The organism is Pedobacter frigiditerrae, from assembly GCF_032678705.1.
In the GTDB taxonomy this organism is placed as follows: Bacteria; Bacteroidota; Bacteroidia; order Sphingobacteriales; family Sphingobacteriaceae; genus Pedobacter; species Pedobacter frigiditerrae_A.
The window spans coordinates 1,720,824-1,745,668 of record NZ_JAVTSS010000002.1; the positions used below are offsets into that span (position 1 = coordinate 1,720,824).

Here is a 24,845-nt window from a genome sequence, read left to right on the forward strand (position 1 = left end):
TTGGTCTTTCAGCTTTGGTCTTTGGTCTTTCAGCTTTGGTCTTTCAGCTTTAGTCTTTCTGCTCTCCAACCATATGCTCAGTTGGTATATCAATTACAATTAAGGTCCCCTTCCCTGGTTGCCCTTCAATGCTTATTTTACCTTCGTAATAATCAATTCTATTGGCCAATAAACCAATTCCCTTTCCTGTTTTGTCTACTTTTTCTTTTTCAATTCCCTTACCATTATCCTCAATATAAAGGTTAATAGAATCGGGAAGCTCTACCAACTGAAAAATAGCATTTGTTGCTTTTGAGTGTTTAACGATATTCTGGAAAAGCTCTTGAACAATTCTATAAAAGCTAACCTGAAAATCTTCTGGATATTTAGAAAGGTCATCAAAACCGTATATTAAATGTTCAATATAAAGCTTGCCAGAAGTGTTAATGTCATTAATGAGTTGTTCAATAGCGTTAATCAAACCATATTGCCTAATCGCAACAGGCATTAACTCATGGCTCATTTCTCTAACTGTGTTTGCAACATCGGCTAATATTCTATTTGCTGTTTCTAATTTCTCAGGTGTGATTGGTTCTTTTTTGAGTGGATGTTCAGAAAGATTTAATCGCACTACTGAAATCATAGAGCCAACTTCATCATGTAGCTGGTCGGCGATGCGCCAGCGCTCGGCCTCTTGTGTTGCAGATAGTTTTTTGATGATGTCAGTTTTATGAACTTGTTTTAAGCGTTCTACTTCTGCCAAATGCAGTAAATTAGCTTGTTTTCGTCGTTGGTATAAAATGTAGATTGTAGTTCCAGCAACAATCACAAGCAAACACAAACCTCCAATGATTAACACTGAGCGTTGTTTCGCTATATCCCTTTGTCTTTTAAGCAGTTCGGCCTTTTGTTTATCCTCCTCAATTTTATGCTTGTATTGTAGCTCTTTTGTAACAGCGATTAATTCGTTTTTATAAAGGGAATCTTTGGTGTTTATTGCCTTATCAATAGCCGTTGAATTAGCCGATTTAAAACGCGTTTGATGGGCATTAAAAAATTTCAAATACCTAATTCCAATGGCAGTAGACTGAAAAGGTTTAATTATAGCTTTTTCTAAAAGGGCAAAATAATAATTTGCACTATCCTTTTTAAGCTGTTTGCTCACTAATTGTGCAAGCTGTAGCACTCCTTCTAGGTAAACATTTTCTCGTTTGCCAGCGTTGAAATCCTTTACTAAAAGTTGGTAGGTTTTACTGGCATTTGCATATTGATTTTTCAGCTCAAAATACATCCCTTTTGCCAATAGGTAATTAGCAGTTATACTTGGTTTTAACTGTTCTAACTCTTGATAATATTTATCAATATATTGTGTTTTTTTAAGTTTTATAGAGTTGATAATCAATAAGTTTAAAATTTCTGCTCGTTCATTTTCTGGTAGTGGTGTGTCTGTGTATAATTCATTTAACAAAGTTGATGCTTTTACATTTTCATCAACCCCAAATAGCCCATTCACATAAGCAATTTTTACAGTTTTTTTCTCGGTTTTTGATGCAGTAGAAATCGCCTTGTCAAAAAGTCTTTTCAACCCTGTTGTATCATTAGTTAAAACAAAACTTTGTGCTAAATGATTAAGGTTTTTAATTGAAAGAATAATTGTTTTCCCTCTAGAAACCATAGTTGCTTTCTGTTGAAAGGCAATGGCTTTTTTCTTATCGCCGATTCTTGCATAACCTAGTGCCATTTCAGCACAAAATCTGGCTTCGTTTAATGCATTCATCAACATTAATTGATTCTCTGCTAATAGTAGATAACCTTTTGCTGTCTTTTTGCTATTTAGTTTTAAGGCATCGTTAAAATACCTTATGTACTCGTAAAAACGATTTACATCTTGATCTGAGTAAGAGGTGTTTTTAGCTGCATTTTGAGATGCGCCATCCTGTGCAAATACGGCAGTATTTACAAAAAACGTTAGAAAAAAAACGAATAGCAGTTTATACATTCTCTAAATTTCCATTTTTCTAGTTTGCTATAAATAGCCCCAATGTTATTGCTATGTATGTTTTTTAGCAAAAAAAGTAAGAAGATGAAAATTACAGTTAATTTTATAGATGTAAATACCTAATATTAAGTATTTTTGGAGACCAAATATAGATCAGATGAAAAAAATTCTTTTAGTTTTAATTCTAGCAACAACTCTTTTTTCTTGCAAAAAATCGGGAACGTTCCCGACGCCAGAGCCAACCCCAGTTACACCAACGCCTAGCGGTTCAAATGCACTACCTTCAAATGCGAAAGACGGAGTAGTGTTTATCAATGGCGGTACGTCAGCTATTGTTACTTTATATGCACCAGCTAAAACTTCGGTTGCCTTAATAGGCGATTTTAATGATTGGCAAGCGACTTCAAATTATCAGATGAAATTAGCACCTGATAATAATACTTGGTGGGTTCAAATTGATAACCTAAATCCGAATACCGAATATGCGTACCAGTTTTTGGTTAATGGAACTTTAAAAGTTGCAGACCCATATTGCGAAAAGGTGTTGGACCCAAATAACGACAGTTATATTTCTGCTGTTGTTTATCCTGGTTTAAAGGCATATCCGACAGGAAAAACCACTGGAAATGTGAGCACAATGCAAGCCAATAAACCTGTTTATGCTTGGAAAAATGGTTCATTTACCAGGCCAGCAAAAGATAATTTAGTGGTTTATGAGTTATTGATTCGCGATTTTACAACAGAACATAGCTACGCTTCTACCTTACAGAAATTAGATTATTTAAAAGATTTAGGCATAAATGCTATCGAGTTAATGCCAGTAACAGAGTTTGAAGGTAATTTAAGTTGGGGTTATAACATTTCTTATTATTTCGCTCCTGATAAATATTACGGCACAAAAACAGCATTACAAGGTTTTATCGACGAATGTCATGGAAAGGGCATTGCTGTTATTATGGATATGGTTTTGAACCACTCTTTTGGTCAATCGCCTATGGTACAATTGTATTTTGATGGTAGCAAACCAACTTCAAACTCGCCTTGGTTTAATGTTGATGCGAAACACCCATACAATGTAGGGTATGATTTTAACCACGAAAGTCCTGCAACAAAATATTTTTCGAAAAATGTGATGAAGTTTTGGATGCAACAATATAAAATTGATGGGTTCAGGTTCGATTTATCAAAAGGATTTACACAAAATTATACCACAGGTGATGCACCATTTGCAGCTTATGATGCGAGTAGAGTTGCCATTTGGAAAGAGTACAATAACTATATTAAAAGCATCGACCCAAATAATTTTTACGTGATTTTAGAGCATTTTGCTGATGCGACTGAAGAAAAAGTATTGGCAGATGAAGGGATGATGCTTTGGAATAACCTAAACTATAACATGAACGAAGCTACAATGGGTTGGCTTTCTTCATCAGATTTTTCATGGGGATTTTTTAACAAACACAATTTCGCAAAATCTGAAAACTTGGTTAACTACATAGAGAGTCATGATGAAGAACGTCTGAATTATAAAAACATTAGTTTCGGTAACGCATCTGGCGGATATTCTGTTAAGGATTTAGCTACGGCTTTAAAACGAGAAGAAATGGCAGCAGCATTTTTGTTCGCCATCCCAGGACCGAAAATGGTTTGGCAATTTGGAGAATTAGGTTACGATATCAGCATAGATTTTAATGGAAGAACAGGAGATAAACCTATTAAATGGGAATATTTTAATGATAGTCGTCGTAAAGCTTTGTACGATGCTTATGCTAAATTTATCAAACTTAAAAAGAACAATAGCATTTTTTCTAGTCCTACATATACTTATAGCACAACAAATGGCATAAAATATATCAAACTAACCAACGGCACAAATACTGTAGTGGTTGTAGGTAATTTTGACGTAACCAATCAAACGGCAAACATAGATTTTGGTGCAGCTGGAACCTGGATTGATGCAACTGGCGGTGCAAATATTAATTTAGGAAGCGCTACATTTGGGGCAACGCTTGCGCCTGGTGAATATCATATTTACAGCAAACAAGCCTTAAATTAAATTTATGCCAATGAGATTGTTATTACTTGCTGTAGTTTTTTCATTTTTCTTTTTAAACGTTTGTGGTCAAGACACTACTCAAAAAGTAGTTGCCAATAGGTATAACAGCATTGAGCAACAGAAAAAACCGTATGTAATTTTAATTTCGATTGATGCATTTAGATGGGATTTAGCAGATAAATACCAAGCTAAAAACTTGATTAAATTGAGGGAAAGTGGGGTGCAGGCAGATTACTTAAAACCATCTTATCCTTCGCTAACTTTCCCAAATCATTATGGTATTGCTACAGGTATGTATCCTTCTCATCATGGAATTGTTGATAATACTTTCTACGACCAGAAGAGAGGAGTTGTCTACAAAAAATCAGATAAAATAATGGCCGTTGATAGCTCTTGGTACGGAGGTAAGCCACTATGGGTAATAGCAGAACAGCAGAAAATGTTAAGCGCTGTTTTTTATTGGCCAGGCTCTGAAATTTCGATGGATGGTATAAAACCAACTTATCTTTTTAATTATAGTGAGATTATCCCAATTGATAGAAGAATTAATGTGGTTAAAGATTGGTTAAAATTGCCAGATGATAAACGCCCACACTTTATAGCATTATATTTTCCACAAGTAGACAAGGCTGCGCACAATTACAAACCAGAATCTGAGGAAACAAGAGTTGCAGTTAAAATTGTAGATGATGCCATTGGTAAAATGGTTGACGCTGCAAAAGCAAGTGGATTGGATGTGAATTTCATTGTGCTTTCAGACCATGGAATGGCAACAATAGATAGAGAGAATACAATCACTTTGCCAAAGGCGATTGATTTAAATCATTTTAAAGTTCCGACAGGGAATGCGCTCCTGCACATTTATGCGAATGAAAAGCAATACATTAAGCCAACTTATAAAGCATTAAAAGCAGAAGCCAAAGATTATGATGTTTACTTAAGCAAAAATATTCCCAAAGCTTGGCATTACAATAAAAAAGAAGATAAATATAACCGGATTGGAGACATTTTACTAGTTCCACATTTACCAAAAGTTTTTAATATCAATGGTGTAAAACCAGATGTTGGTCAACATGGTTTTGATCCAGCCATTCCTGAAATGCATGCTACATTTTATGCTTGGGGGCCGAACTTTAAATCTGGTTTAAAAATCCCTGCATTTGAGAATGTAAATGTCTATCCATTAATCACAAAAATACTCGGCTTGTCCTACACTCAAAAAATTGATGGCAAGGAAAAGATACTTGCCCCGATTTTGAAATAGGTTAATTAGAATTAAATCATATTAGAGGTAATTCTAATATGATTTAATTTGTTTTCTTATCTGTTCAAGGCTATGATCAACTAACAGTTTTCCGTCTCTAAAAACCTCTACTAATTCTCCTTTTTGCTCACTATCCCAATTTACCTGGTCAACAAGTTTATATTTTCCATTTTCTACCTCAATTTTCATTAATCCTTTTGCCGATTTTTTAGTGCCATCATCTGTAATTGGATCTTTAAAAATTTCTCTACCTTCTCCATTAACCTCTCCATAAGTAGCTTTCATTGCAAAACCAAAAGTATCTCTTGTATTATATTGATAAGTAAAAGACCCTATGCCTAGTACAACATTTGTTGAAGCAAATCCTTTTTCTTTTAATCTTTCGCAGATTTCAGTAGCTCTATCAATGGTTATGCTATCCCCATAAATAGCACCAATTTGAGGGATTAATTCTTTAAATCCTTTTGCATTTGTTGCGCCTCCAAAACAGTCCCATAACAATTCAATTACTCCCTTTTTTTCTTCTGCTGTTTTACCATTTGGATTACCACAAATAATATCCACAGGATCACCACTATCTGGTCTAATTACAACTTTCCCATCTCTATTTATTATTTCTTGTTTTAATTGAGGCATATAATCGGTTAATACTTTCCATAAATCCCAAGTGTCTGAAACAATAGATAATATTCCTTTTGGATATACCTGACAGATTAGCCTTCTAAAAGTCTCTAATTCGCCTTCAGTTGTACCCATACACATAACAGAATGCTCGGTTGCTGCAACAGATCCGCCAATTAATTCATTATCTGAGTTTGCGTTATAGTATTTTTCTAAAAAATCAATTGCCGGAATAGTGTCGGTGCCAGTAAAACTTAGCAAATGTCCGCTAGATGAACAGACACCAGCTTCAATTCCCGCCATACCTCTCATCGAGAAATCGTGCCCTTGCCAATTTACAAATTCAGGTATTGAAGAAGTTTCAATAGCAAATTTGTCAAGCACCTTTCTGTATTGCTTAGCAATGGTTGCAGAAGTACATGGCATCCAAATTACTGCTGATAACAATGTTTCAAAATAATTGGTAAGCCAAAAAAACTCTGGTTTAGTATTATACATAGTGAACATAGGAACTCTCATTGGAACCGAAATTCCTTCTGGTAGTGCTTTAAAAACCATTGGTATATAGCCAAGGTCATGTAATGCTGCTATGTGTGCTGTGCCAACTTGGTTTTCTCCTAAGTAGTTATTTATTCTTCTACTGTATTCTTTAATTACTTTTTCTTTAGGTTGTTTAAAAAAGTAGTTTTCAAAATCTTCTAAAATATATTTTTTAATGAAATATTGTAAGCCAAAAAATACTACTTCCTCAATATCAGCTATTCTGCTTTTTCTAGGCGTCCAGTTAGAATATACTAACGTTGTTCCTTCTGGGTATTGTCGGCGATGGTCAACTTTATAACCATCTGTTAATAATAATGGGTTCATATCGTAGGTGTTTTAAGGTAGTTTGCTAAATCGATTAATTCATTATATACTTGGTTAAGACCAGCTCTATCATCTAGATAGGCATTGGCATATACCTTTCTACTTTCGGATTTGTAAAATGGCGGGTTTTCGTTTATTGTATCAAATGGGATGTTGTTTTCGGCTAGATAGGTTTTAACAAGCTGAATATCTTCTTGACCAGTCCAACATATTAGAAAACAATTGATAGAGTTAAGTTCTCTTAAAAGGTCAATTACTTGATTATACATTCTTCCTTTTTTATGGAAGTCATAAACTGTATCGTCAAAATCGTAAGCGATAACTATTGAACCGTATTTTTGGTATTCATCAATCAGCCTTGCTGAAGAATTGAAAGGATTAAGATAGAAGTCCATTGTCTAGGTTTATTTGATATAGATTAGCATTTTCAAAATCTTTAAACGAATTGGTCGTATAAATTTGTTCAAAGCAATTGTTAAGTTCTGAAAAACCTTTACTAAAAATTCCGTGGCTTACGGCCAAGTATAATTTGCCAGCATTTTTATTTTTAAGCTCTTGGGCTAAGCCAATAAATGTTCCTCCACCATCACAAATATCATCTACAATTAAGCAGTCTTTGTTTTGGAGATCATCAGTATAAACTCTAAATCCAGATAATTTCCCTGTTTTAACATCTCTACTTTTACTACACTCTACCACTTCAACACCCCCTAGATATTCTGCAACTTTATAAATTTTTTTTAGAGCTCCGCCATCTGGAGAAATCAATAAAATATCCGTGTTAATTTTATCGATAACCTCCTTTATAAATTGATGGTTTGTAATGACCTCACAATTGTTTAGAAGAGCAGGAGTAACTTCAGAATGTGCATCAAAAATGAAAACTTTTTTAAAATTCAAGTTATTAATGATATCCGCATAAACTTTTACAGATAACGGTTCTCCTGCAATCATAACCCTGTCTTGTCGTGCCGAAGGGAAATATGGAATGTATAAATCAGTTAAAATTGCTCCCATTCTTTGCAGGGCATCTACAGCTAGGCAAAGCAAGCCTAGATCATTAAACGAATTTAATCGATGAGTAATAGAGACTTTTGCATCTAAATCGAAGTCTGTAGATATTTTAATATGTGGCTCACCTCCAGAAAAGGTAAAGCTTTTAAATTGTATTTCTTCACCTTTTAAAGGTTTGAAATTTGGGTCTAGATTAAGTATCATAATCTTTTAATTTGCGTAATTATTACACAAAGTTATAAGGATAATTTTAATCTCCAAATTTTTGCGTAAAAATTACGCAAAATTAATGTCAAACAAGAAGCCCTCTTTGCTTAGTTTGTTGTATTTCAGTTTATTAAACTTAAACAGTTTGGCTGGTCTTCCATTTTTTTTATTTCCAAATTTTTCAGTTTCTTCTACAATTCCAAAACTTAATATCTTCTTTCGAAAATTTCTTCTATCTATTTCCTTGTCAAGTATAGTGCAGTAAAGATTTTCTAATTCAGAAAAAAGAAACTCTTTTGGTAGCAAGTCAAATCCAATTGGTTGATAGGTTAATTTATTTTGAAGCCTTTGGTGGGCAGTTTTTACAATAATGTCATGATCAAAAGCTAATTTAGGAAGATCTGCGATTGAGAACCATTTAGCATCTTCAGCATCACTATCAGCTTTTAAAATAAGTCTTTGTGAATTTACCAGCGCAAAATAAGCTATTGAAATTACTCTGAACCTAGGATCTCTACCTAAATCATCTCCAAAAGTGTAAAGTTGCTCAAGGTAGTTTACCTTAATCCCTGTTTCTTCTTTAAGCTCTCTATTTACAGCATTTATTACGGTTTCATTATCTTTAATAAATCCGCCAACTAAAGCCCACTGGTTTTTTAATTCCCCGTACTTTTGTTTTATGAGCAGTACATTTAAATCGTTTTCTTGGTAACCAAAAACTATAGCGTCAACAGCAATCTTTATATTTTGTTGAAGTTCCATTTTTATATGCGTAAATTTTACGCAAAAATAATGATTTACGTAATGGAAATATCATTAGAATATACTTTATTTAATCACTAAAATACTGGGTTTAACCTACACTCAAAAAATTTATGGTAAGAAAAAAGTGTTAATTCCGATTTTGAAGTAAGCATTCTATTTTTACCCACATTTTTAAACTTTAAAGAAATTACTTTTAAGTATTAAGAAAACCTAAATCCAGGTAGTCTTTCATCTTTCCACATTCTTGGATTAACAAACGTTTGCGTTGAGTTTGTGACTGAAGTTTATATCGCGATAACGCTTATAAATGGGTCATAAATTTTGGTTGCTCAAAAAATGGCTTCATGAACAGTTTTACCTACAAAATACAACGATCGTCTCTTTAATCTCCGCAAACGTTTGTGCTTTTTAGCTAGCTCTATTGTTAATAAATTGGGTTGCTGATTAAAATAACTACAGCACAACTAACCAATTTTAACTAAAAAACCTATTTATGAAATGTAATTCTACACTCTTTAAGGGCGTATTATGTTTGTTAATTTTAATGTCGCTAGGCATAAATGGTTTTGCAACTACTTTCTCAAAAGTAACGCGAACAAACAAAAGCATAAAAGCTCCTGTAATAGTACGAGGTACTGTTAAAGACAAACAAGGCCCATTACCAGGCGTTAGCATATCGGTAAAAGGCAAAACTGCTCAAGGTACGGTTACGGCTACAGATGGTAGCTTCAGTATTTCGGTAGAACCAACAGACGTTCTTGTGTTTTCGATGATTGGATACACAAAAAAAGAGGTTACTGTGGGTAACAACACAACATTTAACATTACTTTAAGTGAAGATTTATCAAAACTTGATGAGGTTGTGGTTGTGGGCTATCAAAAACAAAGCTTACGTAAAGCTACTGGCGCAATTCAAGTTGTTGATGCTGCACAAATCCAGAATTTACCAGCTCCTAGCTTTGAGGGCTTGCTACAAGGCCGCGTGTCTGGTATTAACATCCAGAACTTTTCTGGAGAACCAGGCGTTAGAAATACTTTCACCGTAAGGGGGAACTCTACAATCTCCGGCGATTTAAATGCTGAGAACTTAGATTTAGCAAAAACACTAAGTACACCCTTATTTATTATAGATGGTATTCCTTTATCTGTAACAGATTTAGAAGGCTCATCAGCAACTGGCTCTAATTTTTTAGCGGGTATAAATACCAATGATATAGAAAGTATCGTAGTACAAAAAGATGCTGCGGCTACCGCAGTTTGGGGTTCACGTGGTGCAAATGGTGTAATTATTATAAAAACAAAAAGAGGTGCAACAGGAAAACCAGTTGTTAGATTATCATATTATACTGGTATAACTGAAAGACCAGAATTACAAACAACTTATGCTGGTGCACAAGAACGTCAACAGAAATTAGATTTGATGAGAGCCTATGGAACTTATGATCAAATGGCTAACATTCCTCAAATTTTATCTGACAGTTTAAATACTTCATTTAACAATGCTACAGATTGGCAGGATTTATTTTATAAGTCTGGTAGAATAAGCAACTACGATGTTAACGTTTCTGCAGGTAACGATTTATTAAATTACCGACTATCATTAAACTATTACGATGAGGATGGGATTGTAAGAAATACAGGTTTCCAAAGATATTCCTTCAGAAGTAATTTCGATTTTAAATTATCGCCATCAGTAAATACAAACATCATTATGGCTGCATCTAGGTCGGCCAGAAAAAGAGGCTTAGGAAGAGGTAGGGATGAAGTTGTTCCAGTTAACGCAACTTCAATGCCATCATCTTTTGTTAAATTAACATCGCAAGATTATGACTTTTACTATGGACAGTATGATAAATTAAAGGATGTTAATCAAACGGACCAGCTTAGCATTTATAGTCAAACTAATGTTGATATAGTTAAAGGATTACAATATTCATTACAAGGCTCATTATCGGGTAATTTTGATAATAGGGATCGCTTCCAGCCAGCAGAATTAGATGCAAATGGCGTTTCATTTGCATCAAGTGATAAATCAAGTTACTTTAGCTATTACCTAGCGAACGTTTTAACTTTTTCTAAAATTCTAAACAAAGACCATAGTTTTAACTTGGTAGGTGTTCAATCCTTTCAAAGTGACCAACGCCGTAAAACATACGTTCAAGGTTATAATGTGCCAACCGATGATATTAAAGTAGTACAGGGAATTCCTCAACAAGATTTATCTGGCTATTCGAATTTTGAAAAGGCAAACTTATTATCTTTTGCTGCACAGTTTTCTTACGATTATAAATCGAAGTATATCTTAAACGCATCTTACAGGGCAGATGCATCATCAAGATTTGGAAAAGATACTAAATGGGGTTATTTCCCAGCTGCATCATTAGCTTGGGTAGCCTCAGAAGAAGCATTCCTTAAAAAATTCACTTGGTTAGATTTGTTTAAAATTAGAGGTAGTTATGGTTTATCTGGCACCTTGCCTGATAACTTTTATGCTCCGTTTAACACTTGGGATGTTGGTACGCAAAGTTATGATGGTATAATAACAGCATTCCCATCATTCTCAAATCCTTTAACACAACCAAATTTAACATGGAATAAATCAGATCAGGCTAACATTGGGGCTGATATTTATATGTTTAAAAACAGGGTTAATTTAACGGTAGATTTTTATCGTAAACAAACTAAAAACCCAATACTTTCTTTCCCATTCCCGTCGTACACAGGTTATAGCCAAGTATCTTATAACGTTCCTTTAAAGATATTGAATGAAGGTATTGATATCTCGCTACAAACTAGAAATTTACCTCAAACGAGCAAATTGCAATGGTTAACTAATATCAACTTTAGTTTCAACAAGAACCGTTTAGCTTCATTGCCAAATGGTAACAAAAGTTTTTATGCCGATAGCCGTGGATACAATCAACAGTTATATTTCACCGTTGGTGGACCAGTGTATGGTTGGGCTCAAATGATTTATAAGGGCGTGTATAATAATACTGGGCAAATACCTGTTAATCCACTTACTGGTAAATACATTACTTATTTTAAAGGAAATTATGTAGTTAAACCGGGCGCTCCAATTTGGGCAGATGTAAATGGCGATTACGATGTTTGGAGTGGTGAAGATAAAGGAGCAGCTGACGGAGATTTACGCCGTACCGGAGACCCAAACCCTAAAGTAACAGGAGGTATTTACAATGAATTTACCTATAAGAATTTTTCACTTAGTATTTTGGGCACTTTTACCTTAGGTCGAGATATTATTAATACTTACAAAGCCAACCAATATGCTAATATATTTAATTTCGGTAATTTGTCAGAGCATTTTGCTGGTCAACGATTACCAGATTTAACAGGTGTAAATTATTGGACACCAGGTAAAGCTCAGGATCCTAATTATGTTGCGGGTTTTCCATCAATAAGTCCCTTTGGACCAAACTATTATCAGTTTTTGCCTTTTAGTACATTATGGAACGAAAAAGGAGATTACTTTAAAATCAAAACCATCACCTTTGGTTACATGCTAAACCCAAAATGGCTTAGTAAAGCAAAAATTAAAAGTGCTCGTATTTATGGTACAATGGATAATGTTTATGGTTTTCAATCTGCCACTGTACCAGATGCAGAACTAATTACCCCACAAGGGGAGTATACTGGTGGTGGTTATCCAATACCAAAAAAATACACAATTGGTTTAGAGTTTACATTTTAATTTATAGATCATGAAAAGGAATTTATATATACATATTGCTTTAGTTTTTACACTCCTATCTTCTTTTGGATGTAAGAAAGCAATCAATTTAGAACCAGAAAATGCTACATATGACCAAGTTTTTTGGGTTAATGGAGCTAATGTTAACAAGGCTGTTTCAGGGGCATATTCTTTATTAAGAGAGGCGTTAAAAGCAGATAGAAGCTTTTTTATAGCTGGTGATTTAGCTGCAAATAATTTTGCCTTGGGTGGCGATTATTGGAATTACACAAGCATTATCAGTAGTGGTAAATTTAACTTTAATTATGTTCCATATTTGGAAGGAAGCTTGCAAGATTGGAGCAGGTTTTACAAGGTAATTAACCAATGCCATCTAATTATAGAAAATGTAAAAAACATCCCAGATGCTAAATTTAGTGGTGGTAAAGCAGAAAAAGATAAGCTTGAGGGAGAAGCCCGTTACATAAGAGCTTATACTTATTTTTATATTCAACGTGTATGGGGCGATGTAATTTTAACAACAGAATCTTTTAAAGACCCGCTAAACATACCGCCTTTGCCACGTAGCGACGAAGCTAAAACATTGGCGTTTTGTTTAACTGATTTAAGCAAAGCAACATCACTTTTAGGATATGAAGAACCTAAAACACATGCAAGTAAAGGTAGCGTGTTAGGCTTAACAGCAAACATATATGCTTGGAAACATGATTATGTTAAAACTCAACTTTATTGTGATAGTATAATTAATTCAAATAAATACCATCTAGAGGACGTTGCCGATTACAATGATATTTGGGCTGGAAACAGTCAGGAAAGTATTTTTGAATTAAATATGCTTTATGATGCCATTAGCAAAAACGAATCTAGTGGTAGTTTCTTTAATGTATTCTTAGCTGCTCCTTTTATTACCGATAAAAGTGTAAGTAGTACTTGGTTTGGTGGCGATACCTTTGATGAGATTTTCGTTGATCCGGAAGATCGTAAGGACAAAGTAATTCAATTGGCAAGTGATGGCTCTTTATTGCTTACTAAATACACCAATGTAAATTATTACGACCCTAATAATAAAACAGCTTATGTTGTTAGCAACAATTTGGTGTTAGAACGTTTAGCAGATATTTATTTATTGAGAGCAGAAGCTAGATTTAAAAATGGAAATGAACCAGGGTGTTTAACCGACTTAAATTTCGTTAGGCAACGTGCAGGTTTAATTGATTACGCTGGTTCTGGCACAAATTTATTTAATGAGCTGGTAGACGAACGTAGAAGAGAATTGATTGGCGAAGGATACAATGCCTTTGATTTAATTAGAATGGAGCAACTGCAGCGTTTATATCCTGATTCTTATTCTCCACAAAGAATTGCCCAAAAAGGATATTATTGGCCTTTGAACATGAGGGTTTTGGGTAAACAAAACTCATTGCTAACCCAAAACGAATGGTGGAAAGGTCATTTTTAACAGCTAAAAAATCAAGAAATGAAAAAAATTAAAATATTATTAGCCTTTGTTGTATTGGCATCGGTTATAGCTTCATGTAAGCATGATGATTATTTTGTGGGTGGTACATTGCACAATGCAAAAGTAAACATGACTACCTACGATTATTTAAAAAGCAATAAGGATCAATTGTTTGATACCTTACTTTTAATAGTTGATAAGACAGGTACAAAGGATAAAATAAATCAAACAGGTGCTACATTTTTTGCGCCTACTGATTATTCTATAAGGGCGTATTTGTTAAATAAAACATTAGAAGCACAAAGAAAGGATCCAGCAAAAAGATACACAATTGACACATTGATTAAATATGATTTGTCTCACTTTACAGATTCAGTTAGCGTTTATATTATACCAGGTAAAGTAGAAGCCAAAGCTTTAAACGAAAAGGGCACTTTATTTCAAACAGCAAAAGCTAGTGTAAATAGTGTGGTTTCATTTGAGTATACAGACGATGTTAATTTAGGTTACAACCCTAACAGTGCCAATAAACCACAAATTATGTACTATACCTTTTTGAAAAAGACACTTACACCTCCAATAGTGGCATCAGAAATAAGCGCTAGTGATGGCGTTCGTACAAGAGTACAAACTTCGGGCATTGAAACAACTACGGGTATGTTGCATGTACTAGAAAATGGTAAGCCAGATAGAACTGGACACATCCTTTATTTTTCTCAAAAAAGAAATTAATTTAAACCTAATAAAATGAAATTATATAAATATTATGCATTAGGACTATTAAGTTTAATGGTTTTAATTATAGCTTGTAAAAAGCTTCCAGATGGGTTTTTGAGTGATGGCATTAGATACGAGGAAGATCCTGTTAATATCCCTCAAGGTCGTGCTTTAAATAGTACTGCATTAAATGTTGATGGTTCTACTCAGCCAATGAAAGTTAAAGTTGTTCATTTTTATGATAAGGCTACTGGCAACATTGTTGATGATATGTTCTTTAAAACTTATAAAATAAAGGTTTGGACTGGAATATACGACCCAACAAAAGATACCTCAGAAGAATTGATTGCAAAAAAACAAAAGGATTCATTAGTAAATCCAATTCATATTAATGATGCAAGTGGGCAAGTTCAGGCTAATTATACGAGCAGCAACATTCCCGTTGGGAGTTATACATTCGATTTAGAAATATCAAATCCGGCAGGTAAAAAAGTATATCCAAAAATTGGGAACTTTAATGTTACTCCTTCGGTTGCTTATGAGTTGCCTGGCACTCCTTACAATCAGTTAAGAAGAGTTGGTAATGAAGCTCAATCTCAAAATATTGGAGTGCCAACAGTAACTATAGTACGTACACCTAGTACTGAGCTAAAAGTTATTCTTAGAATGTTAGACAAAAATGGTGTAGCATTTAATCCGCTGGCTGGAGAAATTGTAACACGCCCATTGGCTGGTTTAACAACAGGTGCATTACAAACCATGAAGGATTATGCTATTAAAACGGTTATGTTTAATGATAGAATGGAATTTACTTTCGGGACTGTGCCTTTTCCTTTGGTATCACTTGGCAATGGTTTTAATTATTACTATCGTATTCCAACTCAATTCGTAAAGTTTGATAATCCTGCTTTAGGTTTGGATCAATGGTCTTCTAATCCACGATTTGTTTTTCAGTCGTTTCAAGATGGAATTTATAACATAGATTTAAAGTTCCCAGATATGTCTCATAGATAATGAATAGAACATCGAGAGGCCTTCCAGAATTTGGGAGGCCTTTTGTTATTTTTATTATTAGTTTTAAGTTTACTGTAATTTGTAATGCCATCATCCTTAATTTCATAAAAATGAAAAAAATACTCCTTACCATCTTACTTTTTGTTTCTGTTGTATCAGCAAATGCACAATCTTATACACCTACAGTAGCAAACCTCGAAGCTAGAAAATGGTTTAGTGATGCTCGTTTTGGTTTGTTTATTCATTGGGGTCCATTTAGTATTCCAGGTAGTGGAGAATGGGTAATGAACCAGCGTAAAATAACAGTTAATAATTATACAAGGTTGAAGGATTTTTTTAACCCTACAGCTTTTGATGCTGCTCAATATGTGAGTATGGCAAAAAATGCAGGGATGAAGTATATCACTTTAATTACCCGCCATCATGATGGTTTTAGTATGTGGGATACTAAGTATTCTGATTTTAATATCATGAATACGCCTTACAAAAAGGATATCGTTAAAATGATGGCTGATGAATGCCATAAACAAGGCATAAAATTATTTTTATATTATTCATTAGTAGATTGGAGAAGAGACGATTACCCAAGAGAAACTGGTAAAACTGGGCAGTCAAGTGGTCGCAAAGGTAAAAGTGATTATGCCAGTTACTTACAATTTATGAAAAACCAATTAACAGAATTGCTAACTAATTATGGCGAAGTTGCAGGTATTTGGTTCGATGGCCATTGGGATCAAACTGCGCCAGAGGGCGAGAAAGACAGAACCTCTCGAATAGATTGGAAATACGAAGAAATTTATGGACTTATTCATAAACTGCAACCTCAATGTTTAATCGGTAATAATCACCACTTATCACCATTTGTTGGCGAAGATTTTCAAATGTTTGAAAAGGACTTGCCAGGAGAAAATAAATCTGGACTAAGCTTTCAAGAGGCATCAGATAAATTGCCTGTAGAAGTTTGCGAAACCATTAACGGTTCTTGGGGTTTTAACCTAACAGACACCACTTATAAAACCAATAAACAATTAATAGATTATTTGGTAAAGGCATCTTCTTTGGGTACAAACTTGCTGCTAAATATCGGGCCAATGCCAAATGGACAAGTACAACCAGAATTTATTGAGCGTTTGCAATTTATGGGAGCTTGGCTTAAAACTTATGGCGAAAGCATTTATGGAACAGAAGCCGGTTACCTAAAGCCACAAGAATGGGGCAGTATTACCAAAAAAGGCAATAAAATGTATATCCACGTTTTAAACAATAAAACAGCACAAGTTAGTCTTGCTAATTTTCCAGCCAAGAAAATTAAAAAAGCATATTTATTAAAGGATAATACTCAAGTTGTATCTAAAATCAATAATGGTATTGCCAATATTTCAGTGCCAACACTTGATAATGAACCTGATCGCGTAATTGTTTTAGAGTTATAGAAAAGATTTTTTAACGGAAACAATCTGCGGATCTGCGGCCCTTATTCGAAGTAACAATTTCGTGTTCGTTGCAATTTATGGCTTTCATTTTTTGATATTTATCGCTCAAACAAACCTAAACAAATGAAGAAAATTTTTACCTCAACACTTATTGCCTTAAGTTTTGTAAGCATTTCTTATGCTCAACAACGTCAACAAGGTCAAGGACAAAGACCAACTACCACAACTAGCACCCCAACAGCAACCGCACCTGCAAAAGAAGAAACAAAAATTAACACCAATATTGCTTCTAGAACCATAGTTCCAGAAAGTGCTGTTGTAACCAATAAAACCGTAACCATTAACGGAAAAGCTGTTCCTTACAAAGCTACAACAGGTACTTTGCCAGTTTGGGATGAGGATGGAAAACCAATCGCTGGTTTGTTTTATACTTATTACGAACGTTCTGATGTTCAAAATAAAGACAAAAGACCGTTGGTAATTTCATTTAATGGTGGTCCTGGCTCTGCTTCAGTTTGGATGCATATTGCTTACACCGGACCAGTAGTATTAAACATAGATGATGAAGGTTATCCTATTCAACCTTACGGCTATAAAGATAATAGCTCATCAATTTTAGATGTTGCAGATATCGTTTACATCGACCCAGTTAATACAGGTTATTCACGTGCAACAAGTAAAGATGTGCCTACAAGTAAGTTTTTTGGTGTAAGGGCTGATATCAAATACTTGGCAGAGTGGATCAATACGTTTGTAACTCGCAACAATAGGTGGGCATCACCAAAGTTTTTAATTGGCGAAAGTTATGGTACAACTCGTGTATCTGGCTTGGCTTTAGAATTGCAAAGTAACCAATGGATGTATTTAAATGGGGTTATTTTAGTGTCGCCAACAGAATTAGGGATAGAAAGAGGTGCGGTTGTAGAAGCAGCCTTACGTTTGCCTTATTTCGCAGCTACAGCTTGGTATCATAAAATGTTACCTGCAGATTTGCAAGGTAAAAAGTTGACTGCAATGTTGCCAGAAGTAGAAAATTTTACGGTTAACGAACTTATTCCTGCCATTGCAAAAGGCGGATTTTTACCCATGGCCGAAAAGCAAAAAATTGCCGCAAAAATGGCGAAGTATTCGGGTTTATCGGAAAAGGTAATTTTGCAGAATAATTTAGATATATCAACCAATTTATTTTGGAAAGAATTATTACGCGATAAAGGTTTTACAGTTGGCAGATTAGATTCTAGGTATAAAGGTATTGATAAAGCAGATGCTGGCGAAGGACCAGATTATAATGCAGAATTAACTTCTTGGCTACATTCGTTTACACCAGCCATTAACATGTACATCCGCAATGAGCTTAACTACAAAACCGATTTAAAATATAACATGTTCGGTCCTGTTAATCCTTGGGATAGAAGTGGAGACCAAACAGGCGAGAATTTAAGATCGGCAATGGCACAAAACCCATATTTACACGTATTGGTTCAATCTGGTTATTATGATGGAGCTTGTGATTATTTCAACGCGAAATATAACATGTGGCAAATGGACCCAAGCGGTAAGTTGAAAGACAGAATGAGTTGGGAAGGTTATGAAAGCGGACACATGATGTATTTGCGCAAACCAGATTTAAAAATGGGTAACGACCATATTAGAGAGTTCATAGAAAAAGCAGTGCCTAAATTTGGTACACCAGCTAAGTTTTAAAAAGGCTGAAACCTGCCTGCGGTAGGCAGGGACCAAAGCTAAAAGACCAAAGGCGGTTGGATTTGCTCCAATCGCTTTTTTTTTGTAGCGGAAGTTTTGAATAGCTATTAAAGTTAGTCCTGCTTTCCGCTATATCTTTTTTTGTACTTCGACTACGCTCAGTATGACAAAAAAGTATATCACTTCAATCAGGGCTATTGAACATGAGACTGTGCAGGTAAACCGTAAATAGTTCCATAAACCTGCGTAAAATAAACCTGATAGAACGAATGCTGTTTTTCACAGCAGCAGAGATAGCAGGACCGAACTTAAGCTATAGAAAAGATAATTGCTTTTCAAAAAAAGAATTTTATTCTGTTTATTTAGTGAACAAACTAAAGTTGTAAAATGTTATTTTGGTAATTAAAGTTTCAAAGCTAATATCTAAATATTCATATCTTTAAAGGTTGTTCTCATTTAAAAATAATTCCCTATTTTTGTAACCCGCATATGGAACAGATCAAAACATCATTCGATTTCGAAAAACCTTTAGCTGATTTAATGCAGCAAATTGAAAAGGTAAAACAAGTTGCTGATAAAACTAAGGTAGACATGTCTGCTACTTTAGCAGAACTTGACGAAAAAGTAGCTCATACTAGCAAAAACCTATATAATAACTTAACAGGATGGCAGAAAGTTCAAATGTCTCGTCATGCTGAAAGACCCCAGACTTTAGATTATATCAATATGATTTGCGATGATTTCATCGAAATGCATGGAGATAGAACGGTTAAGGACGATAAGGCGATTATTGGTGGTTTTGCAACAATAGATGGTCAAACCGTTATGATTATCGGTCACCAAAAAGGAAAAAATACTAAGGAGCGTCAATATCGCAATTTTGGTATGGCAAACCCAGAGGGTTACAGAAAAGCTTTACGTTTAATGCGTTTAGCAGAGAAATTCAATAAACCGGTTATTTCTTTTATAGATACCATGGGTGCTTACCCAGGTTTGGAAGCAGAAGAACGCGGCCAAGGAGAAGCCATTGCTCGTAACTTATTAGAAATGTCTATTTTAAGAGTGCCAATTTTATGCTTTGTGGTAGGAGAGGGGGCATCTGGTGGCGCATTAGGTATTGGTATTGGCGATAAAGTTTACATGTTAGAGCATACATGGTATTCGGTAATCTCACCAGAATCTTGTTCATCTATTTTATGGAGAAGCTGGGATTTTAAAGAGAAGGCAGCAGAATGTTTGAAGTTGACTTCAGATGATATGTTTAGCAATAAACTGATTGATGGTGTGGTGAAAGAACCGCTAGGTGGTGCGCACCAAAATCCAGAGCTAATGGGCGAAACCTTAAAAGCTCAAATAGTAAAAGATTTAAAAGAATTAAAGAAAGTAAATACAGATAAGCTGATATCGACTAGAATTGAAAAATTCTGTGATATGGGTGTGGTTGTAGAGGGATAAGTCCTTGAGCGTCATACCCAACTCGATTGGGTATCGTAATGCGAAATGCGTTGCAGCGTTATGTTACTCCAAAGTTAGAATTAAGATTACACTAAACATAAAAAAAGTCCCGATCATTTGATCGGGACTTTTTTATTATTAAGCGTTTTAACTATGGTTGTCGCTGACCGAAATACATACTAAACCTACTAATTAAACTTTCATATTCTTTTTGTAGTTCTTGAGCTAATTTTGGCTGATTGTATTGAGTTGCCACTTTTGACATTGGCTCTAAACCATACATCAATCCTAGCTGTATATTATTCATGCCTACTAATTTCTCTTTGCTATCGGTAACATCTGCCAAATAAGTTATTTCTTTCTTAATAAATGTGGCAGATTTTTTTAGTAAATCATTTGCTCTTTGGTTTTCACCTAAAATATATAGGTTTTGTGCCATTTGCGGCATGCTCATCATGGTGCGAATACCGTAAAACTTGCTTGGCATAACTTCCTCATATCTTTTCATCACCTTTTTAGCATCTTCTATTCTGCCAGCTTTAATTAAGCCGGTAGTTAATGTGTTAAACATGTTGTTGAAGATAGATACATCATCAGTTGATTGAGCATCTAAATAAGAAGCAGTTTTAATGTTACCCCATTTAAACTTATTCATTACGTGTTGATACATCGGCTCTAAGTTTGGAGCGCTTTCACCAGAGTTTCTATCAACAGTGCTATCTGGTTGTAATGGTAATAAACGTAGCGTTAAACCTTCGTTATATAGGTAATTATCTAAACCGTTAAATTGTGAAGAAGGAACAGTGCTACAGAAATAAATAGGTCTTTTCCAATTGTTATGTGCTAGAATATCAAACATAGCCAATGTACCTTTAGTTACATAGCCCTTGTTGAATTTCCATTCTATGGCAGGAGTGATTTTGCCCAAGTCTGCTGCTGGTAAAGTGCCTGTTTTAATAACATCTTGTGGGTTTACCGTTAACTTTAAATTTTTACTAGGTAGGTAATTATATTTGCTACCATCAGACATTGTTAATTTATATTCAGGATTGTCTGATAATAAAAACTCTACAATTTGCTTCAATTCAACCGAGCCTTGTATGTTGTTATCTTGCTCGTACATCACATCTCTAACCCCAGCCACATATTGCGATTCTTTCATTGAGAATGGCAATGGCTCAGATTCGTGAACCTTTCTTCTCATTCCGTTGATATACCAATCTGTATCAAATAAACTCAAGTTAACTAATCTAATATCCGGACGAACACCTTCAACTTCTTGAATGTACCAAAGCGGGTAAGTGTCATTGTCTCCGTAAGTAAAGAGAATGGCATTAGGTGCGCATGATTCCATGTAACTTACCGCAATATCATGGGCTAACATTTTAGTAGAACGATTGTGGTCGTCCCAACCTTGGCTACCCATTAAAACAGGGCCAGCTAATAAAGCAATAACTGCAGCACCGATTGCTGCGGTTTGTGGCTGTAGCTTTTTAAATACCCATTCCTTAATAGCCAGTACTCCTAAACCAATCCAAATGGCAAATGCATAAAATGAACCAACATAAGCATAATCCCTCTCCCTTGGTTCCATTGGTTTTTGGTTTAGATACAAAACAATGGCAACACCTGTACAGAAAAACAATAAACCTATAATCCCTGCATCTTTTTGATTGCGTGAAAAATGCCAAATTGCTCCTAAAAGCCCTAAAATTAATGGTAAAAAGAAGAAACGGTTATAAGAAGTGCTTTCTGCAATAGTTGGTGGGAGATTTGTTTGGTCGCCTAAGAAAATCTTATCAATTGGCTTAATTCCGCTTAACCACTGTCCTTCGTAATAACTGCCCTGACCTTGGTCTTCATTTTGCCTGCCTATAAAATTCCATGCAAAATAACGCATATACATGAAACCAACTTGATAGCTGGCAAAGAATTTAAAGTTATCTATCGTAGAAGGAAAATCTTGGTCGCTAAGGCTTAGCCAATCTTTATAGTAGTTAATGTGTCCTTGGTCATCACTATACATTCTTGGGAAAAGTACCTCATGCTGTAATCTTTTTAAGCTATCTGGCAAGTTTTCATTCTCACCATAAATTCGTTTAGTTTTAATATCTGCAACTTCATATTGTGTTTCACCTTTTCTATAAGTTTTTCCATCAGGAATAGATGCGTAACCACTTAAATCATCCGTAAGTTTAGCCATTGAATTATAGTTTGGGCCATACACTAAGGGTCTATCACCATATTGCTCACGATTTAAATAGCTTAAAAATGAGAATGCATTATCTGGATTACTGTTGTTTAAATTAGGCTTGGCTTGAGCTCTAATTAAAATCATGGCAAAAGAGAAGTAGCCAAATATGATTAAAGTGGTAGAAAGTAACGCAAGGTTTAAAATTTTCTTTTGGTGTTTGATAGAATATCTAATCCCTAATACCAAACCCGTAATCAATAGAATTATGAAGAATAAAACACCTGTTCCAAAACCTAAGCCTAAAGTATTCACAAAGAATAAATCGAAATAAGCGCCAAAAGAAACTAAATATTGAACAATAAAATATTGAATGAATGCTAAAATTAAAATTCCAATACCCAATGTTTTAAATACACCAGCATTGGTTGCCTTTTTGGTTTTTCTAAAATAGTAAACAAAAGCAAGCGCTGGTATAGTTAATAAGTTTAATAAGTGAATACCAATAGAAAGACCCATGATATAGGCAATGAATAATAACCATTTATCGGCACGTGGTTCATCTGCAATGGCTTCCCATTTTAAAACTGCCCAAAAAACAACTGCTGTTGCCAATGATGACAAGGCATAAACTTCAGATTCTACAGCCGAAAACCAAAAGCTATCTGAGAAGGTATATGCTAAAGCACCAACTGCTCCTGCACCCATTATAGTGATTAAATTTGTTGTGCTTACTACTTCTTCTCCTTTGGCAATAATTTTTTTAGCTAAGGCGGTAATGGTCCAAAATAAGAATAATATTGTTGCCGCACTTGCTAGCGCAGAGCCAACATTCATGAAGTAAGCCACTTTTGTATTATCGCCCATGGCAAATAACGAAAAGAAACGCTGAATCATTAAAAATAATGGTGCACCTGGTTGGTGAACCACTTGCATTTTTAATGCTGCGGAAATAAACTCACCACAATCCCAAAAACTAACAGAAGGTTCTAAAGTAGAAATATAGGTTACAGCTGCTATTAAGAAACAAAACCAGCCTACAAGATTGTTTATTTTTGAGTATTTCATTCTATAAATGGATAAAAATTAACGCTATTTGCACATAAAAATGCTGCCGAAAATAAAGAATTAGATTGATATAAGTACAAAAATTTAACGTCTTTTAACAAAAATTAACGCTTTATTTGCGCTTGTAATAAGGTTTTGAAAATATTTTAATTTTTTTTGACTTCAGACTTGCAGCATAAAAAAATAAGCGTAAATTTGCATTCCATTTCAGAACAACGGATGGGAAATAAAATTGTCCGATAGTATAAGGGTAGTACAACGGTTTTTGGTACCGTTTGTCTTGGTTCGAATCCAGGTCGGACAACAAATTTTTTTCGGATTGTGACTAAAAGCGCAATCCGATTTTTTTTAACCAGCATTGATACCCACAAATCATGCCATTGCAATTTAACCCAGTTAAAATTTTTGCCGGAAGCGGTACAAAAGATTTAGCGAAAAAAATTGCCGAAGCTTACGGCAAACCATTAGGAAGCGTTACTTTAAGTCGCTTTAGCGATGGCGAGTTTCAACCTTCATTTGATGAGTCGATTAGAGGAAGTGATGTTTTCTTGGTACAGTCTACCTATCAACCTAGCGATAATTTAATGGAACTTTTGTTAATGGTTGATGCTGCAAGAAGAGCGTCAGCACATTACATTACGGCAGTTGTTCCTTATTATGGCTTATCTCGTCAGGATAGAAAAGATAAACCACGTGTAGCAATAGGAGCAAAGTTGGTTGCTAATTTATTAAAAACAGCAGGTATCCATCGTATCATGACAATGGATTTGCATGCGGCACAGATACAAGGTTTCTTTGATATTCCGGTAGATCACTTAGATGGATCGGTAATTTTTGTTCCTTATATCAAAAGCTTAGGCTTAAAGAATTTAACCATCGCTTCACCAGATATGGGTGGGTCTTACAGGGCTCGTACTTTTGCAAAGTTTTTTAATGCAGAAGTTGTAATCTGTGATAAACGCCGTTTACGTGCTAATGAAATCGAATCGATGTCGATTATTGGAGATGTAAAAGGTTTAGATGTAGTTTTGATGGATGATATTTGTGATACCGCTGGTACATTGGCTAAAGCAGCAGCTTTGATCATGGAAAATGGGGCAAATAGTGTGAGAGCGGTTTGTACGCATGCAGTTTTATCTGGCAAAGCGTATGAAACCATAGAAAACTCAATGTTAGAGGAATTAATCGTAACTGATACCATTCCGCTAAAACAAGAGAGTTCTAAAATTAAGGTGTTGAGCACGGCCAAATTATTTGCAAAGGCAATTGCCAATGTAAATGAGCATGGTTCAATCAGCGACTTGTTTAAAGTATAAAAAG

General features: G+C 34.8%; 16 protein-coding genes. 10 read left to right on the plus strand and 6 right to left on the minus strand.

Going from position 1 to position 24,845, the window contains the following annotated elements; genetic code table 11:
* Window positions 1-49: 49 nt before the first annotated feature.
* Complete coding sequence (locus R2Q59_RS18030; RefSeq protein ID WP_316786737.1) at window positions 50-1,978, minus strand: sensor histidine kinase; 1,929 nt, start codon at window positions 1,976-1,978, stop codon at window positions 50-52.
* Between the two features lie 157 nt (window positions 1,979-2,135).
* Here R2Q59_RS18030 and R2Q59_RS18035 point away from each other — a divergent pair, with 157 nt between their 5' ends.
* Window positions 2,136-4,034: an alpha-amylase family glycosyl hydrolase gene (locus tag R2Q59_RS18035; protein ID WP_316786738.1), complete on the plus strand. Its 1,899-nt coding sequence runs from the start codon at window positions 2,136-2,138 to the stop codon at window positions 4,032-4,034.
* A 10-nt stretch (window positions 4,035-4,044) separates the two neighbouring features.
* Window positions 4,045-5,298 (plus strand): ectonucleotide pyrophosphatase/phosphodiesterase, encoded by a 1,254-nt coding sequence (locus tag R2Q59_RS18040; protein ID WP_316786739.1) that lies wholly within the window; start codon window positions 4,045-4,047, stop codon window positions 5,296-5,298.
* A gap of 33 nt (window positions 5,299-5,331) precedes the next feature.
* Here the strand turns inward: R2Q59_RS18040 and R2Q59_RS18045 are convergent, their stop codons facing one another.
* The 4 genes from R2Q59_RS18045 to R2Q59_RS18060 form a co-directional block, all read right to left on the minus strand.
* The gene (locus tag R2Q59_RS18045) at window positions 5,332-6,786 is read right to left on the minus strand and encodes a nicotinate phosphoribosyltransferase (RefSeq protein WP_316786740.1); all 1,455 of its coding nucleotides are present in this window, start codon (window positions 6,784-6,786) and stop codon (window positions 5,332-5,334) included.
* Window positions 6,783-7,181, minus strand: a complete 399-nt coding sequence (locus tag R2Q59_RS18050; protein ID WP_316786742.1) for a hypothetical protein — start codon at window positions 7,179-7,181, stop codon at window positions 6,783-6,785. The genes R2Q59_RS18045 and R2Q59_RS18050 overlap by 4 nt, the downstream gene beginning before the upstream one ends.
* Entirely contained in the window at window positions 7,165-8,004 is an 840-nt protein-coding gene (gene prs, locus R2Q59_RS18055; protein ID WP_316786743.1) for a ribose-phosphate diphosphokinase, read from the minus strand. Before prs ends, R2Q59_RS18050 begins: the two co-directional genes overlap by 17 nt.
* Before the next feature lie 72 nt (window positions 8,005-8,076).
* Entirely contained in the window at window positions 8,077-8,769 is a 693-nt protein-coding gene (locus R2Q59_RS18060) for an NUDIX hydrolase (protein WP_316786744.1), read from the minus strand.
* A 496-nt stretch (window positions 8,770-9,265) separates the two neighbouring features.
* Here R2Q59_RS18060 and R2Q59_RS18065 point away from each other — a divergent pair, with 496 nt between their 5' ends.
* The 7 genes from R2Q59_RS18065 (at window position 9,266) to R2Q59_RS18095 (ending at window position 20,266) form a co-directional block, all read left to right on the plus strand.
* The gene (locus R2Q59_RS18065; RefSeq protein WP_316786746.1) at window positions 9,266-12,484 is read left to right on the plus strand and encodes a SusC/RagA family TonB-linked outer membrane protein; all 3,219 of its coding nucleotides are present in this window, start codon (window positions 9,266-9,268) and stop codon (window positions 12,482-12,484) included.
* A 10-nt stretch (window positions 12,485-12,494) separates the two neighbouring features.
* On the plus strand, window positions 12,495-13,943 hold the full coding sequence (locus R2Q59_RS18070; RefSeq protein WP_316771432.1) for a RagB/SusD family nutrient uptake outer membrane protein: 1,449 nt from the start codon (window positions 12,495-12,497) through the stop codon (window positions 13,941-13,943).
* Between the two features lie 18 nt (window positions 13,944-13,961).
* Entirely contained in the window at window positions 13,962-14,675 is a 714-nt protein-coding gene (locus R2Q59_RS18075) for a fasciclin domain-containing protein (RefSeq protein WP_316786749.1), read from the plus strand.
* A 15-nt stretch (window positions 14,676-14,690) separates the two neighbouring features.
* Entirely contained in the window at window positions 14,691-15,674 is a 984-nt protein-coding gene (locus R2Q59_RS18080; protein WP_316771436.1) for a DUF5007 domain-containing protein, read from the plus strand.
* Window positions 15,675-15,784: 110 nt separating this feature from the next.
* Window positions 15,785-17,107: an alpha-L-fucosidase gene (locus R2Q59_RS18085; RefSeq protein WP_316771438.1), complete on the plus strand. Its 1,323-nt coding sequence runs from the start codon at window positions 15,785-15,787 to the stop codon at window positions 17,105-17,107.
* Window positions 17,108-17,230: 123 nt separating this feature from the next.
* A complete protein-coding gene (locus R2Q59_RS18090) occupies window positions 17,231-18,811 on the plus strand; it encodes a S10 family serine carboxypeptidase-like protein (protein ID WP_316771439.1) in 1,581 nt (526 codons plus the stop codon).
* 489 nt (window positions 18,812-19,300) lie between these two features.
* Window positions 19,301-20,266, plus strand: a complete 966-nt coding sequence (locus R2Q59_RS18095; RefSeq protein ID WP_316771441.1) for an acetyl-CoA carboxylase carboxyltransferase subunit alpha — start codon at window positions 19,301-19,303, stop codon at window positions 20,264-20,266.
* Window positions 20,267-20,417: 151 nt separating this feature from the next.
* Here R2Q59_RS18095 and R2Q59_RS18100 read toward each other — a convergent pair whose 3' ends face one another.
* On the minus strand, window positions 20,418-23,525 hold the full coding sequence (locus R2Q59_RS18100; protein WP_316771443.1) for a DUF2723 domain-containing protein: 3,108 nt from the start codon (window positions 23,523-23,525) through the stop codon (window positions 20,418-20,420).
* Window positions 23,526-23,899: 374 nt separating this feature from the next.
* Between R2Q59_RS18100 and R2Q59_RS18105 the strand changes: the two genes are divergently transcribed.
* Window positions 23,900-24,841: a ribose-phosphate pyrophosphokinase gene (locus tag R2Q59_RS18105; RefSeq protein ID WP_316771445.1), complete on the plus strand. Its 942-nt coding sequence runs from the start codon at window positions 23,900-23,902 to the stop codon at window positions 24,839-24,841.
* Window positions 24,842-24,845: the final 4 nt, after the last annotated feature.

Excerpts from the sequence above, each read along its gene's own strand:
- prs (WP_316786743.1), bottom strand. The coding sequence starts at position 8,004 with ATGATACTTAATCTAGACCCAAATTTCAAACCTTTAAAAGGTGAAGAA.
- R2Q59_RS18095 (WP_316771441.1), top strand. The coding sequence starts at position 19,301 with ATGGAACAGATCAAAACATCATTCGATTTCGAAAAACCTTTAGCTGAT.
- R2Q59_RS18085 (WP_316771438.1), top strand. The coding sequence starts at position 15,785 with ATGAAAAAAATACTCCTTACCATCTTACTTTTTGTTTCTGTTGTATCA.
- R2Q59_RS18060 (WP_316786744.1), bottom strand. The coding sequence starts at position 8,769 with ATGGAACTTCAACAAAATATAAAGATTGCTGTTGACGCTATAGTTTTT.
- R2Q59_RS18050 (WP_316786742.1), bottom strand. The coding sequence starts at position 7,181 with ATGGACTTCTATCTTAATCCTTTCAATTCTTCAGCAAGGCTGATTGAT.
- R2Q59_RS18090 (WP_316771439.1), top strand. The coding sequence starts at position 17,231 with ATGAAGAAAATTTTTACCTCAACACTTATTGCCTTAAGTTTTGTAAGC.
- R2Q59_RS18065 (WP_316786746.1), top strand. The coding sequence starts at position 9,266 with ATGAAATGTAATTCTACACTCTTTAAGGGCGTATTATGTTTGTTAATT.
- R2Q59_RS18030 (WP_316786737.1), bottom strand. The coding sequence starts at position 1,978 with ATGTATAAACTGCTATTCGTTTTTTTTCTAACGTTTTTTGTAAATACT.
- R2Q59_RS18045 (WP_316786740.1), bottom strand. The coding sequence starts at position 6,786 with ATGAACCCATTATTATTAACAGATGGTTATAAAGTTGACCATCGCCGA.
- R2Q59_RS18105 (WP_316771445.1), top strand. The coding sequence starts at position 23,900 with ATGCCATTGCAATTTAACCCAGTTAAAATTTTTGCCGGAAGCGGTACA.
- R2Q59_RS18040 (WP_316786739.1), top strand. The coding sequence starts at position 4,045 with ATGAGATTGTTATTACTTGCTGTAGTTTTTTCATTTTTCTTTTTAAAC.
- R2Q59_RS18080 (WP_316771436.1), top strand. The coding sequence starts at position 14,691 with ATGAAATTATATAAATATTATGCATTAGGACTATTAAGTTTAATGGTT.
- R2Q59_RS18035 (WP_316786738.1), top strand. The coding sequence starts at position 2,136 with ATGAAAAAAATTCTTTTAGTTTTAATTCTAGCAACAACTCTTTTTTCT.
- R2Q59_RS18075 (WP_316786749.1), top strand. The coding sequence starts at position 13,962 with ATGAAAAAAATTAAAATATTATTAGCCTTTGTTGTATTGGCATCGGTT.
- R2Q59_RS18100 (WP_316771443.1), bottom strand. The coding sequence starts at position 23,525 with ATGAAATACTCAAAAATAAACAATCTTGTAGGCTGGTTTTGTTTCTTA.
- R2Q59_RS18070 (WP_316771432.1), top strand. The coding sequence starts at position 12,495 with ATGAAAAGGAATTTATATATACATATTGCTTTAGTTTTTACACTCCTA.